Origin of the sequence: Streptomyces sp. NBC_00019 (genome assembly GCF_045041015.1) — a bacterium.
Lineage (GTDB): Bacteria > Actinomycetota > Actinomycetes > Streptomycetales > Streptomycetaceae > Streptomyces.
Window position 1 is genome coordinate 777,639 of sequence record NZ_CP108302.1, and the last position, 13,417, is coordinate 791,055.

The 13,417-nt window shown below is 69.4% G+C and carries 10 protein-coding genes and 4 pseudogenes; 6 read left to right on the plus strand and 8 right to left on the minus strand.

Translation table 11 applies throughout. The annotated features are described in order from the left end of the window. Positions 1 to 165: 165 nt before the first annotated feature. The 4 genes from OHU89_RS03830 (at position 166) to OHU89_RS03845 (ending at position 5,141) form a co-directional block, all read left to right on the plus strand. Positions 166 to 663, plus strand: a complete 498-nt coding sequence (locus OHU89_RS03830) for a hemerythrin domain-containing protein (protein ID WP_405639798.1) — start codon at positions 166 to 168, stop codon at positions 661 to 663. Positions 664 to 814: 151 nt separating this feature from the next. Beyond that, on the plus strand, positions 815 to 2,167 hold the full coding sequence (locus tag OHU89_RS03835) for an RICIN domain-containing protein (protein WP_405654294.1): 1,353 nt from the start codon (positions 815 to 817) through the stop codon (positions 2,165 to 2,167). Between the two features lie 140 nt (positions 2,168 to 2,307). Next, the gene (locus tag OHU89_RS03840) at positions 2,308 to 4,452 is read left to right on the plus strand and encodes a glycoside hydrolase family 9 protein (protein WP_405639800.1); all 2,145 of its coding nucleotides are present in this window, start codon (positions 2,308 to 2,310) and stop codon (positions 4,450 to 4,452) included. A 185-nt stretch (positions 4,453 to 4,637) separates the two neighbouring features. After that, positions 4,638 to 5,141 (plus strand): hypothetical protein, encoded by a 504-nt coding sequence (locus OHU89_RS03845; RefSeq protein ID WP_405639802.1) that lies wholly within the window; start codon positions 4,638 to 4,640, stop codon positions 5,139 to 5,141. 15 nt (positions 5,142 to 5,156) lie between these two features. Here OHU89_RS03845 and OHU89_RS03850 read toward each other — a convergent pair whose 3' ends face one another. The 5 genes and pseudogenes from OHU89_RS03850 to OHU89_RS03870 all read right to left on the minus strand — a co-directional run. Then, entirely contained in the window at positions 5,157 to 5,825 is a 669-nt protein-coding gene (locus tag OHU89_RS03850; RefSeq protein WP_405639804.1) for an alpha/beta hydrolase, read from the minus strand. A gap of 52 nt (positions 5,826 to 5,877) precedes the next feature. Continuing rightward, positions 5,878 to 8,106, minus strand: coding sequence for a protein translocase subunit SecD (secD, locus tag OHU89_RS03855; protein ID WP_405639806.1), 2,229 nt, complete (start codon positions 8,104 to 8,106; stop codon positions 5,878 to 5,880). A 69-nt stretch (positions 8,107 to 8,175) separates the two neighbouring features. Beyond that, positions 8,176 to 8,586: a hypothetical protein gene (locus OHU89_RS03860; RefSeq protein ID WP_405639808.1), complete on the minus strand. Its 411-nt coding sequence runs from the start codon at positions 8,584 to 8,586 to the stop codon at positions 8,176 to 8,178. A 57-nt stretch (positions 8,587 to 8,643) separates the two neighbouring features. Beyond that, positions 8,644 to 9,069 (minus strand): annotated as a pseudogene (locus OHU89_RS03865) (LuxR C-terminal-related transcriptional regulator); the annotation flags it as partial. Then, positions 9,060 to 9,526 (minus strand): annotated as a pseudogene (locus tag OHU89_RS03870) (histidine kinase); the annotation flags it as partial. The pseudogenes OHU89_RS03865 and OHU89_RS03870, both read right to left, overlap by 10 nt. Positions 9,527 to 9,876: 350 nt before the next feature. Here OHU89_RS03870 and OHU89_RS03875 point away from each other — a divergent pair. Beyond that, positions 9,877 to 10,173, plus strand: a complete 297-nt coding sequence (locus tag OHU89_RS03875; protein WP_405639810.1) for a TraR/DksA family transcriptional regulator — start codon at positions 9,877 to 9,879, stop codon at positions 10,171 to 10,173. A 199-nt stretch (positions 10,174 to 10,372) separates the two neighbouring features. Here the strand turns inward: OHU89_RS03875 and OHU89_RS03880 are convergent. From OHU89_RS03880 to OHU89_RS03890, 3 genes and pseudogenes are all read right to left on the minus strand, one after another. Continuing rightward, positions 10,373 to 10,913 (minus strand): annotated as a pseudogene (locus OHU89_RS03880) (flotillin family protein); the annotation flags it as partial. Between the two features lie 7 nt (positions 10,914 to 10,920). Beyond that, positions 10,921 to 11,121 (minus strand): annotated as a pseudogene (locus tag OHU89_RS03885) (hypothetical protein); the annotation flags it as partial. A gap of 254 nt (positions 11,122 to 11,375) precedes the next feature. Further along, entirely contained in the window at positions 11,376 to 12,680 is a 1,305-nt protein-coding gene (locus OHU89_RS03890; protein WP_405639812.1) for a phytase, read from the minus strand. Positions 12,681 to 12,827: 147 nt separating this feature from the next. Here OHU89_RS03890 and OHU89_RS03895 point away from each other — a divergent pair, with 147 nt between their 5' ends. After that, positions 12,828 to 13,409 (plus strand): NUDIX domain-containing protein, encoded by a 582-nt coding sequence (locus OHU89_RS03895; RefSeq protein WP_405654296.1) that lies wholly within the window; start codon positions 12,828 to 12,830, stop codon positions 13,407 to 13,409. Positions 13,410 to 13,417: the final 8 nt, after the last annotated feature.

Sequence of the window (13,417 nt, forward strand, 5' to 3'; positions counted from 1 at the left end):
CGGCCAGAGACCGCATCGCCCTCTGAGACCCCAGGCCGGGCGCCCGTCTCGCATTGCCGCGATTGACAGATCATCTGCACCGTTGGTAGGACCTTGGATCAACGTCGCGTGCGCCCGGCGAAGAGACCGTCGAGGGCATGGAGGCGTCGAAGCCACGGAACTGCCTTGACCACATCACACGGGCGCCTGACAGCCTTCGGCAACCAGTTGATCGAAGTACACCTCTGGCTCCGCGAGGAGCTCTCAGCACTGCGTCAGGACGTCGACTCCTATCTCTCCGACGGCACCCGAGTCCGCGACCTGCGGACCCACTGCCTGACCTTCTGCTCGGCACTGGACCGGCACCACAACGGCGAGAACGACTTCGCGTTCATCGAGATCGCCGAACAGTTCCCCGAACTGAGCCCTGTGCTGGAGGAGTTGCGGCGCGACCACCGGCTGGTGGACGACTCCGTACAACGGCTCGAGAGGCTCGTCGGCGCACTGGACCGGAAGTCGGACCCCACCGAATTCCGGCGCGAGTTGGACAGCCTCGCCGCGCTCATCGAGACGCACTTCACCTATGAGGAAAAACGGATCGTCTCGGCGCTCAACGCGCTGAAGGTGCCGGGTTGGGAGCACACCCGACCCACCTTCCTGCTCACCGACGACGAGGAGAGCTGACCGGCCACGGTCCGCTCCCTGATGGCTCGTCACAGGCCTGGCGAGCCGCAACAGTTCACGCGTCAGGCCTGGCACCGCACCCACCCCTTCGGATATGTCATGTCTCTGCCACAACACCCGCAGTGCCGGAGTGAAAGGAACCACCGTGCACATGCGCCCCCTGCGCGCCCTGTGCGGCACCGCCGCGCTCGCCCTCACCCTGCCCGTCCTGTCCCCTGGTCAGGCCGCGGCAGCCGTCCCCACCAGCTCGGTCTACCTCCAGAACTACGCGACCGGCCTGAACGCGGCCGACAGCGGCGGTACGGTCGTCGCGCACAATCCCAAGGGGACCGAGGACCACCAGCAGTGGACCCCGGTCGCGGTCAGCGGCGGCTACCGGCTGCAGAACGCCGACGAGTCCGGTACCTGTCTCGGCCGCAACGGCACCTCCGCGGTGACTACGGCCTGCGGCGCGGACGGCACCACCTGGACGATCACCGCGGCCGCGGGCAGTACGTACACCGTCTCCGTCCCCGGCACCTCGCAGTACCTCACCACCTCGTCCTCGGACTCCGCCGCCGTACAGCTCGGATCGTCGGGCGACCTGGCCCGCTGGTACCTGACTCCGACCGCCTACGCCACCACGCCCGCGTCGGCGGACACCCGCACCCTGGACCAGGTCACCTTCCTGACCTCGCACAACGCCTTCGCCAACGGGGCCGACGGCAACTTCGCCTCGTTCCCGGTCAACCTGTTCCCCAACCAGAACCACGGCATCAGCCGACAACTGAGCGACGGTGTACGCGGCTTCATGCTGGACGCCTACACCGTCTCGGGCCGGGCCGTGCTGTGCCACAACAGTTGCGACGGCGTCGGCAGCCCCGTGCCACTCGCCACCGACCTCCAGCGCATGGTCGACTTCCTCAAGGCGAACCCGGGCCAGTTCGTCACCGTATTCCTGGAGGACTACGCCTCCTCCGACGTCCTGAAGTCCTCGCTCGCCTCGGTCAACGGGCTGTACGACGTGCTGTACCGGCCCGACCAGGAGGGCGTGGCCACCAACGGCTGGCCCACCATGGCCGACCTGGCCGCCCACGGCAAGCAGCTGCTGATCTTCAGCGACCGCACCCGCACGAGCGACAGCGCGAACGGCTGGACCATCCGGGACACCTTCGGAGTGATGTATCAGCGCGAGTGGACCGTGGAGAACTACTGGTCCATGGGCGGCGGGATCGGCGACTCCGACTGGTCCTGTTACAGCCGCTGGGGCACCGGCAGACCGCTGACTACCGACTCGTCCGCCTTCCATCCCCTGTTTGTCATGAACCACTTCCGCGACTACACCATCACCGCCACCGCCACGACGGACAACGGCAAACTCCTCAACCGGGCCCAGAACTTCTGCACACCCGCCGCCCGCAAGAAGCCCACCTACCTGGCCGTGGACCGCTACGAGCTGGGCTCCCCCACCCCGCTCAGCGCGGTCAACACCCTCAACACCTACATCCTCACGCCAGGCCAGTGACCGACACCCGCCCCGCCGAGCGCGGGGCGGGACGTCCCATGTTTCCCCCCGTGCACACCAATTGACGGGTCATCGTGCGCATGACAGTCTCGTGATGGGAGCGCTCCCAACCCCCGCAAACACCCCATCAGGAGCCGCTCATGCATGCCTTCACCTCGTTACGGCACCACGGCAGGCCCCTCGCAGTCGCCCTGCTGACGAGCTCACTCGTCCTCGGCGGCCTGCTGACCGCCCCCACCGCCGCCGCGGCGACCAGCGCCGTGCGCGTCAACCAGGTCGGCTACCTGCCCGACGGCCCCAAGCGCGCCACCGTCGTCACCACGTCGACGCAGTCGCTCACCTGGCAGCTGCGCAACGCCTCCGGCACCGTGGTCTCGTCCGGCTCCACGACCCCGCGCGGCGCGGACACGCCCTCCGGCCAGTCCGTCCAGGTGGCCGACTTCTCCTCGTACCAGGCCACGGGCTCGGGCTACGTCCTGACGGTGGACGGCAGCAACAGCGACCCGTTCGACATCCGCGCGAACCTCTACGACGGGCTGCGCTCGGACGCGATGGCGTTCTTCTACCACCAGCGGAGCGGTATCGCCATCGACGCCTCTCTGGTGGGCTCCGCCTATGCCCATCCGGCCGGGCACCTCGGCGTCGCGCCGAACAAGGGCGACACCTCCGTCCCCTGCCAGTCCGGGGTCTGCGACTACACCCAGGACGTCAGAGGCGGCTGGTACGACGCCGGCGACCAGGGCAAGTACGTGGTCAACGGCGGCATTTCCGCCTGGCTGGTCGTCAACTCCTTCGAGCGGGCCAAGCGTGCGGGCAAGGACGCCGACCTGGGCGACTCGACGCTGCGCGTGCCCGAGCGCGGCAACGGCACCCCGGACGTCCTGGACGAGGCACGCTGGGAACTGGACTTCCTGATGCGGATGCAGGTACCCGCAGGCAAGCCGTACGCGGGCATGGCTTTCCACAAGATCCACGACGCGAACTGGACCGCCATCCCTACGCGCCCGGAGCAGGACGCCCAACAGCGCGAGCTGCACCGCCCGTCCACCGCGGCGACCCTCAACCTCGCGGCGAGCGCCGCCCAGTGCGCCCGGGTCTTCCGCCCGTACGACGCGGCCTACGCCGACCGCTGTCTGGCGGCCGCCCGCCGGGCCTGGACCGCTGCCCAGGCCAACCCCGCGATGTACGCGCCGGATTCCGACAGCACCGGCGGCGGGGCCTACGGCGACGCCCGGGTCACGGACGAGTTCTACTGGGCCGCCGCCGAGCTGTACGCGACGACCGGCGAGAGCGCCTACCGGGACGCCGTGACGTCCTCGTCCTGGCACACCTCCGCCGACGCCTTCACCTCCTACGGCTTCGGCTGGGCCGAGACGGCCGCCCTGGGGCGGCTCACCCTGGCCACCGTCCCCAACGGACTGCCCGCCTCCGACCTGGCGCGCATCCGCACTTCGGTGACGTCGGCCGCCGACGGCCATCTGTCCAGGATGGCCGCGCAAGGCTACGCCGTACCCATCCCGGCGGACGGGTACTTCTGGGGCTCCAACAGCGAGGTCGCCGACAATGCGATCGTCATGGCCGTCGCCGGGGAGCTGACCGGCAACGGGCGCTACCGCACCGGCGTGTTGGAGACGATGGACTACCTGCTCGGCCGTAACGCCATCGGCCAGTCCTACGTCACCGGTTACGGCGAGAAGGACTCCCGCAACCAGCACCACCGCTTCTGGGCGCACCAGGCGGACGCCTCGCTGCCCAACCCTCCGGCGGGTTCACTCGCGGGCGGCCCCAACGACGACCTGCAGGACCCGGTGGCGCTGGAGAAGCTGGCCGGTTGCGCGTCGGCCGCATGCTATATCGACGACATCGGCTCGTACTCCACCAACGAAGTGGCCGTCAACTGGAACGCCCCGCTGGCCTGGCTCGCCGCCTACGCCGCCGAACGGACGTCAACCGGCGGTGAGCAGCCTGCCGGCGCCTGCGCGGTGACGTACAAGGTGGACAACGCCTGGAGCGACGGCTTCACGGCGACCGTGACCGTAAAGAACACGGGCCAATCCGCCATCGACGGATGGAAGTTGACCTGGAGTTACCCGGGCAGCCAGCGTGTCACCAGCGCCTGGAACGCGGCAGTCACCCAGAGCGGGACCGCGGTCGTGGCCCAGAACACCGACTGGAACCGGGCGATCGCACCCGGCGCGACAGCGAGCTTCGGCGTCCAGGGGTCCCTCAGCGGGAGCAACCCCTCTCCTGCGGCCTTCGCCCTGAACGGAAGCGCCTGCGACTGACCACGGCTGACCGGCGGGGCTGAGGACCGGCCCCGCCTACAGCCACAAGCCGACGCCACACCGCCAAGCCTTAAGGCCAACGGCGGCTGTGCCGCGATCGGTTGTGCTCAGTAGGGAAGGACGCGCCCCGAGGGCGTCCGGCGGTCGATCTCGAGGTTCCGCGGCGCGCTGGGCCGACGGCTGACATGGACGCGAACCCGGGCCTGACGATTCATGACACCTCCGCGTGCTGCGCGTCCGCTGCGGAATCTGGCCCCGCACCGGCTGCCTTCACCCTCGCCGACGCGCTGGTGAAGGACATCGTGCCCAGCGGGCGAGCGATCATGCACCCGGGGCACTGGCAGGAATCACGCCGGAGACGGGAAGCACGCTCGTCGAACTCGAGTGCTGATAGCTTCACGCCCGTGATCGTGTATCCGCTGTGGCATGTAGGCCACCAGAACGAAGCCGGCGCCGACGGCTCGACAGTGCACGTCGATGAGAACGGCGTGTTCTGTGACGAGTCGGACGGCGACGACGTCAAGCTGCTCGGTTTCTACTCAACCCTTGAACGGGTTGAAGAGCGTGTACGTCAGGCTCGGCTGCTGCCGGGTTTCCGTGATGAACCGGAGTGCTTCTACTTCGACCCCTACGAGCTCGATGAGGACTGTTGGACCGAGGGCTTCGTTCGCGTTCTACCGGGCGAATAGGGCAGAGGGCCGAGGTCACCCTCGTGCCCCGCGGTGCGTGCGCGACTCCAGGAGCTCCACGATGAGGTCGGGCTGTCCTACGAACGGGGAGTGGCCCGTCTGCCACTCGTGCACCTCGGTGCAGCGAGTGGCCATCTTGCGCTGCAGGACCGGGTCGATGGCCCGGTCCTGCGCGCAGACGACATAGGTGGAGGGCGTGCGCTTCCAGCTGTGGCGCTCGGGGACTCCTCGCCCGCAGCCGGGGGCTTGCGCACGCAGGAGGCCTACCGCCCAGGCGGCGAGAGGTTCGGGACAGTCGCCGTAGAGGGTGTCGACAGCCCGGTCGGGGCGCAGGCTCGTCGAGCCGTCGGGCTCAAGGTGGATCGCGTCCTGTAGTTGCGGGGACGCCCCACCCAGACCGGCCGCACTCTCGCCGACGTCCAGCACGAAGGCCGCCAGATAGATCAAGTGTCCCGCTCCGCGTACCCCGGTGATCACTGATCCGCCGTAGGAGTGACCGAGCACGATCGGAGGCTCGTGCAGCGAGTCGATCACTGCCTGGACCGCTGCTGTGTCGTCGCGCAACGAGCCCCGGTGGAGCTCGGGAACGACAACGTCCGTTCCTGTGCTCCGCAGGCGTTCTGCCACCACCGCGAAGTGCTCGGGACGGTGGTACAGGCCGTGAACGAGCACCACGGCGGCCAATTCGCCCGCCTCCTCAGGTCGATGTCAGGCCAGTGATCCTGGCTCCGGACCACTATGTGCGTTTGTGGAGCTCGATGGCGAGGGGTGTGGCGGTGAACATGGAGGAGTAGGTGCCCACGGCGACGCCGATGAGCAGGGCGAGAGCGAAGTCGGTGAGGGAGTCGCCGCCGAGGACGGCCAGGGCGGTCAGGATGAAGGCGGCGCCCATCCCGGTGTTGATCGTGCGGGGCAGGGTCTGCACAAGGGCTCGATTGGCGACCGCCGCGAAGGGCGCTTCGCGGTCACGCCGACTCAAATCCCTGATGCGGTCGAAGACGACGACCGAGTCGTTGACCGAGTATCCGATCACGGTGAGCAGCGCGGCGAGGAAGACACCGTCGATGGGCTTTCCGAGCCAGGCGAAGACGCCGGTGAGGATGATGACGTCGTGGGCGAGGGCGGTGACCGCGGAGGCGCCGAACAGCCAGCGGAAACGAGCCGCGAGGTACAGGAGTTGGGCGCCGAGGGCGACGGCGAGAGCGATGAGTGCGCCTTGGCGCAGTTCCTTGCCGAGGCTGGGGCCGATGGCCTCGTCGCGGAGTGTGTCGGCGTCGTCGGTCAGTGTGCCGATGGTCTCGGTGACGGCGGCCGCTTGGGCGTTCGACAACTGGTCGGTGCGGACGGTGAGTTGGTGGTCGCCCGAGCTCTGGACGACGGCGCGGGGGAACCCGGCGTCGGCGAGTGCGCTGCGGGCCCGGTCCGGGTCGACAGGGGTGGCGGTGGTGTACTCGATGAGGCGGCCTCCGGTGAATTCGACTCCGAAGTCCAGTCCCCGCACGGCGATCCCGGAACCGGCCAGGACCAGGACTGCGGCGGAGGCGGCCAACCATCGACGGGGGCGGCGCATCAGCTGGGGGTCGGTGCGCGTGAGGCGGTCACGGACTGTTCCGGCGTGGGCGATGCCCGTCAGATGAGGGCGGCGGCGGAGCCAGGGCCGGGAGGCGGCGTGGTCAGCGAGGGCACGAGTGATCACCAAGGCGCTGAACATGGAGACGAGGACGCCGATGCCCAGGGTGACGCCGAAGCCGCGTACGGGTCCGGAAGCAAGGAAGAACAGCAGGCCCGCAGCGATCAAGGTGGTGATGTTGGAGTCGGCGATCGCGCTGAAGGCGCCCCGGAAACCGGCGGCCAGCGAGGAGCGCGGGCTGGGCCGGCTGCGGGAGGCGTACTCTTCGCGGGCGCGTTCGAAGACGAGGACGTTGGCATCGACGGCCATGCCGATGGCCAGGACGAACCCCGCAAGACCCGGGAGGGTGAGGGTGGCTCCCAGGGCTGCCAGGACGGCGTAGGAGATCAGGCCGTAGCAGGCCAGCGCCACGGTGGCCAGGGCCCCCATGAGCCGGTAGACGGCGGTGATGAACAGGGCGGTCAGCGTGGTGCCGACGGCGGCGGCCCAGGCGCTGGCGGTGATGGCCTGCGCGCCCAGGGTGGGGCCGACGGTGCGCTGCTCGACCGTCTCGACGGGTACGGGCAGAGCGCCGCCGTTGATGAGCAGGGCCAGTTCCTTGGCCTCGTCGGCGCCGAAGGATCCGGTGATCTGGGTGGAGCCGCCGCGGATGCCCGAGCCGCAGCCCACCGAGGGTTCCACCTGCGGCGAAGAAATGATCTTGTCGTCCAGGACGATGGCGAGCCTTCGGGACGGGTCCCCCGCGGGGTGGCAGGCGGCCTGGCCGGTCAGGCGGGCCCATCCGTCATCGCCGGCCCGCTGGAAGTCGACGGTGACCTGCCATCCGGCGCCGCTCTGCGGATCGAAGCGGGCAGCGGCTTCTTCGACGTCCTTGCCGGTCATGGCAGCAGCCTCAAGGCGCAGGAGGCGGCCTGACTCGTCGGGCAGAACCTGCTGGCGGTGCCGCTTGGACAGCGGCTTGTCCTTGTCGTCGGCGTCGGCGGCCGCGCCGAGGACTTGGTGGAAGGTGAGCTGAGCGGTGCGGCCGAGTACGTCCGCGGCCGTGGCCGGGTCCTGTACGCCGGGCAGTTCGACGATGATCCGGTTGTCGCCGGAACGCGCGAGTGTGGGTTCCGCGACGCCGAGCGCGTCGATACGCCCGCGCAGTACCTCCAGAGTGCGGTCGGTGGCCTCGCTGTCGGCGTCAGCGGCGGCGGTCGGGCGGGTTTCCAGGACGATCTGCGTACCTCCGCGTAGATCAAGTCCGAGGTGGACGGGCACGGTGAGAGCGACGAACAGCGACAGGGCGACAGCGGCGAGGGCGAGCAGCCCTCGTATGCGCAGGGCGCGGGTCAACAGGGGCCTCCGGCAGGCATACCGCGGCCAGGGAGACCGGCTGCGGTCATCGGAAAGGAAGAGAGGGGTTCAGATGCCTGGGAGTGGGGGTGGTGCCCGGTCCTGATGCCGGTCCAGCAGGTGCGGGTGGCAGGGCAGGCGCACCGCCCGCGCGTCGCCACAGGCGGACCATGGCGGGCCGCAGGGCCGACTGTGGTCGGCCAGGACCGCGCTGAGGGGCGCCGCCAGCCGGTCGGCAGGGATATCGCGAGCGCTGCGGACCGGGGTGGTGCAGACGGCGGAGTGGCCGTCATCCGCCTTCGGGCCGTCCACCTGCACAGCTCCGGAGACCGGCGCGGCGCTGTTCGGCGCGTGCAGGTGCGGGCTGCCGTACGACAGCGGGTGGAGCCAGGCGGTGAGAACGACGAGCAGGACAGCGATGATGACCGATGCCGGTCCCAGGCCGCCCGTGCGGGGGACGGTGCGCAAGGTGCGTGCCATGCGCCGTCCCCTTTCGTCGTGTCGGTGGTGGCTGGTCGTGAACGGGGCTGCCCGGGGTCAGGGGTCGATCAGGTCGCGCATGCCGAGTTCGTGCAGCAGGTTCGCCCGGTGACGGTGGACGGTCTCGATGCTGATGACAAGCATCTCAGCGATCTCCTTGGAGGAGTAGCCCTCGGCGACGACCTTGAGCACCTCCTCTTCCCGGGGGGTGAGGTTCTGCTCGGGTGGTTTGTCGCCGTGGCGGACGCGGTCGAGGTAGGTGCGGATGAGGGCGCTGACCCCGCCCGGGTAGAGGAAGGGCTCGTCGTGCATGGCGGCCCGGCAGGCGGCGACCAGGTCGCGGTCGGCCACCGACTTCAGTACGTATCCGCTGGCGCCGGCCTTCAGGGCCTGGAAGAAGTACTGCTCGTTGTCGTGCATGGTCAGCATCAGCACGCGCAGGTCCGGCTTGAGCGCGAGCAGCTCGCGGGTGGCAAGGGCCCCTCCGCCTCGTCCGCGGCCCGCTTCAGCCCCAGCAGGATCGCCGTCATGCTCTGACCGACCTCGTCGTGGAGCTCCTGGGCGATACGGCGTCGCTCGGCCTCCTGCGCGAGCAGCGCGCGGGCGCTGGAGGCAGCCCGTTCGAGTTCCAGCCTCTCCAGCATGGCGTTGAAGGTACGGATCAACTCGGCGATCCCACCGCGGCCGTGTTCCGGCAGCCGTTACCCCGGGTGCAGTAGGTCGACGGTGGTCATCAGCCGGGTGAGCCGGTCCAGGGGGCAAGTCCGATCCGCAGCAGGGCCGCTTCGGCGATCAGCATGACCACCAGGCCGGCCACCAGGATCACCGCTTCGGTCAGCAGGACCGGAACGGAAACGGTCACCGGAGCCCACAGCAGCAATGCGGTCGCGGCCCCCAGCACCACGGCATTGAAAGCGAAGATCCGCCAGAACAGCGACACCGCGATGACGCCTTCCTCTCCGTGACACGGCTTGGTCTCTCGTATCGGTCGCCGCGTACTCGGCATGCGTTGCAGCCATTGCTCTGGACCGTCTTGTCGCCAGCTTGCCCAGGCTCGGCCGTTTCGTCGATGGGCTCCGATACCCATTTCCGCCTTGCGCTCCGACCACGCCGTCGTGAGGCCCCGGGTGACCGCAGATGGGTGTCGCGCCCGATGGGTTTCGGGCGGCGCATCGGCCACGGTGAAGGTGTGGCCCAACCCCGTGTCCGCCGGGCCACTCAGGGCTGGGCCTGCCCCCCCGGCAGGCCCAGTTCCATAGGCCACCCCTCTCGCCGAAGGAAGGACCTGGCATGTCGCTCGACACTCGCCGGACCGAACCCTGGCTTGAGCGTCTGACAGCGCACGAGGCACGCCAACGCCTCGAGAACGAGCGGAGCACCCGGCTGACACAGCTGCAGGCCATCGACGAGGCCGGCCAGGCCGCGACGGAACCGTTGCTGTCGGCGCAGAAGGACACCATCACGCGGGTACTCAAGGAGGTCGAGGCCGCCTTCACCCGTGTCCAGGACGGCAGTTACGGCATCTGCCGGGGCTGCTCCACGGCCATAGCGGTCGAGCGCCTGGAAATCCTGCCCTACACGCGGTAGTGCGTCCCCTGCCAAAGCGAGGCCGTCTGACCACCGCCCATCCAGCCCGCTCTCCCGCCCGACCCAAGGGGTGAAGTGGTGAACCAACAGATCACCGGCGACCGCGCGACGATTCTGCCGATCGATGACCTGGCTGCCCTGCGGGAACACCTGCTGGAGCAGCGCCTGTTCCGCAAGGCCCAGCTCCAGCAGCTCGCCGGTGTCACGGCGACCTTCTCCTGCTCGGCGAGGATCTCCTGCTCCCGGGCCGCCTCGGCCAGCGGCCCCGCGGCCTCGTCGGTCTCGGCCTTGATCTCGGCCTGCTTGAGGTAGAAGGTGCGCTGGGCAACCGCGATCTCCTCCTCGGCCTTCAGCCGGGCCTGCTCGGCGGCCCGCCGGGCCACGGCCTCGGCGATGTCCGCCTCCTGCTTGGCACGGGCGGCCTCCGGCCGACCGAGGTCCTCCAGGTAGGAGCCCTCGGTGGTGATGTCCTGTATCTGGAAGGCGTCCAGCACCAGGCCCTGCCCGGACAGGCTCGCCTCCGCCTCTTCCGCGACCTGTCCGGCGAAGGCCGCCCGGTCACGGATGACGTCCTCCACCGACATCCGCCCCACGATGGCGCGCAGCGCACCCGACAGCACTTCCTGAGTGAAGCCGACGATGCCGTCCTGCTGCATCAAGAAGCGCTGTGCGGCGGCCCGGATGGAGTCCTCGGTGCCACCGACCTTGACGATCGCGACGCCGTCCAGATTCGCCTTGATGGAAGAATCAGCGGTCCACCGGACGGACCGCGACCGACGTGGCGGACAGCGGCCCCTCCACCCACACCTCGACGCCCCGCGTCACCGGGCCCGCGCTGCGGGCGGCGAACTTGATGGGCTGACCGGCGAGTTGGAGCAGGACCTCGCCGTAACCGTCCACCGGGATGGCTGTGACCACATTGCCCGATGTACCGACGAGGTCGTTCCCGGGCTGTCCAGTACGCCGTCGAAGACCAGCGACAGGGCGAGCAGCACTACCCCCGTGATGCCGAGTCCGAGAAACCAGGCCATGTGTGCCGTCCCCCTCTCACCCGTCGCTGATCTCCGGCTTGACGAGATCCTCACACGGGCTGACGGCTCGCTTCATTGCCGTGATTCGGCAGTCTTTACGCGCTCTTGATGCCGGACCCGGCCCAAGCAGTGGCCACGGCCGCCGGGACCGCGCCCGGCGGCCGTAGGGGATCACATGTCGGTGGCGTCCACGACCGCACCGAGGTCGACGAACTTGAAGCCGGTCGCCGTACGCGTGCCGCCCTCGCCGTCCGGCACCTCGGGTGTCTCCTGACCGTCTTGGACGACGAGGAGGCCGTGCGGATAGCGGTCGCCCAGTGGGGCGTTCAGGACGGCCGCTCCGTCGCACTCCTCCACGCTGTCGAGGGTCGGCGAGGCCGCGGCGATCCGGAAGCCGCCCTCGTACTCGTTGGCTTCGCTCACCTCGCGGTCGTACAGGGCGAAGGTGTTGTCGCCTTGACCGGAGGCAAGCAAGTAGCCGTCTCCGTCGGATTCTTGATAGAGCGTCAATCCCTCGACGTCGGCCGAAAGGCGTGTGCCGCCGTATCCGGGGTCGGCGCCCGGCGTGCACTCCTCGCTCTCCTCGTCGTACGTCCCCGGCACGCCGTACTCCTTGACCTTGTCCACCAGGACCGGCCTGCCGGTGAGGTCCGCGCGCAGCCGCCAGATGCCCACGTCCTCCTGGCCGGCGTAGAGCGTGCCGGTGGCCGGGTCGACGACCATGCCCTCGATCTGCGGGAGTTCGCCGGGCTCAAGGCAGGGGGTCCAGGAGGTGCCGTTCGGGAGACGGAAGGAGGACGGGAGATCGAGGGTGCGGACCTTGCGGTAGCCGACGGTGCCGCCTGGGGCCGGGACGAGTTCGAGCAGCGCCAGGCGGGTGCGTTCGCGCCGGCTGGCCAGGGCGTACGACCGTCCCGTGGTCGCGTCCTTCCAGGTGGCCAGGCCGTACGCGGTGCGCTGGTCGTTGATCTCGGCCTGGTCGGCGGAGAAGACGGGCGCGGCGGCCGGGTCGGTGATGTCGGTCAGGGGGCCGCCGGCGCGGGAGGGGTCGATGCGGTAGATCCGCAGGCGGTCGTTGCCGCGATCACTCACGACCGCCACGTCGGCCCGCCCGGTCGAGGTGCGCAGGCCGGAGACGAGGTCGACGTTGTTGAAGCGGCCCGGGGCGTCGTCCTCGGTGGGCGGCTTGGGGGCGGGCAGCGACTGCACGAGGCGGGCGTCCAGGTCGTAGACCCGCAGGCCGCCTTCCTTGGCGGTGGCCACGACGAGGCTGCGTCCGGGGTGTGTGGGGTTGCGCCAGATCGCGGGGTCGTCGGCATCGGAGTTGCCGCCGGCCTCGTCGTCGTAGAGTGCGGCGGTCTCGCTCGTGGCGGTCACCGTCGGCAGGTCCGCCGCAGTTACGGGGGACGCTGCGAGGAGGGTGGCCAGCGCGGCGATGGCCGCCGCTCTTCGTGCGGTGCGGTGCGTCGTTCTCACGGGCGCTTCCTTACCGTCGAGAGTGCCATGGACATGCAGATCCTGCGGGCGGAAGTTTGCGCACAGAAGACCGTCACCTGTCCATCAGCCACAGGCCGTACGGCAGTAGGCCGGCTGAAGTTGGCCGGAAGGCCACCCGACAGGAGCATGACCTGGCCCTCCGGGCATTTCGGTCGGGTGTCAGTGGTGTCTGGGACGGTGTGCGTCGTGGATGAACTCGTGGAACGCGTCGATGCTCAGGACCGAGTGCTGGGAGTGGTCAGCCGGAGGGAGGCTGTCCGGGAGGGCTGGCTGCACCGGGTCGGCGTGGTGGTGTGCCGCGATGGGCAAGGTCGCTTTCTCGTCCATCGGCGTGCCGAGCACCTGTCCCGTTTCCCAGGGCACTACGAACTCGGTGTCGGGGGCGCCGCGGGAGTCGGCGAGTCCTATGAGCAGGCGGCTGCCCGCGAGCTCAGTGAGGAGCTGGGGGCGCGGGCGACAGTGTGCCCTCGGTTCAAGTTCCTCAACCGGGGCGGGCTCAGCCCTCACTGGCTCGGGGTGTGCGATGCCGTGCTTCCGGAGATCGGCGCCCCCGACCCGGGAGAGGTGGCCTGGCACGGGTGGCTGACCGAGTCCGAGCTGCGGCGGACTCTGCAGCGGTGGACCTTCACTCCTGACAGTCAGGAGATTTTCGATCGGTACCTTGCATGCCGCGCTGACCCGGCGTTTTCGCGGAGAGGGTGTTCGTGAGCTGAGTC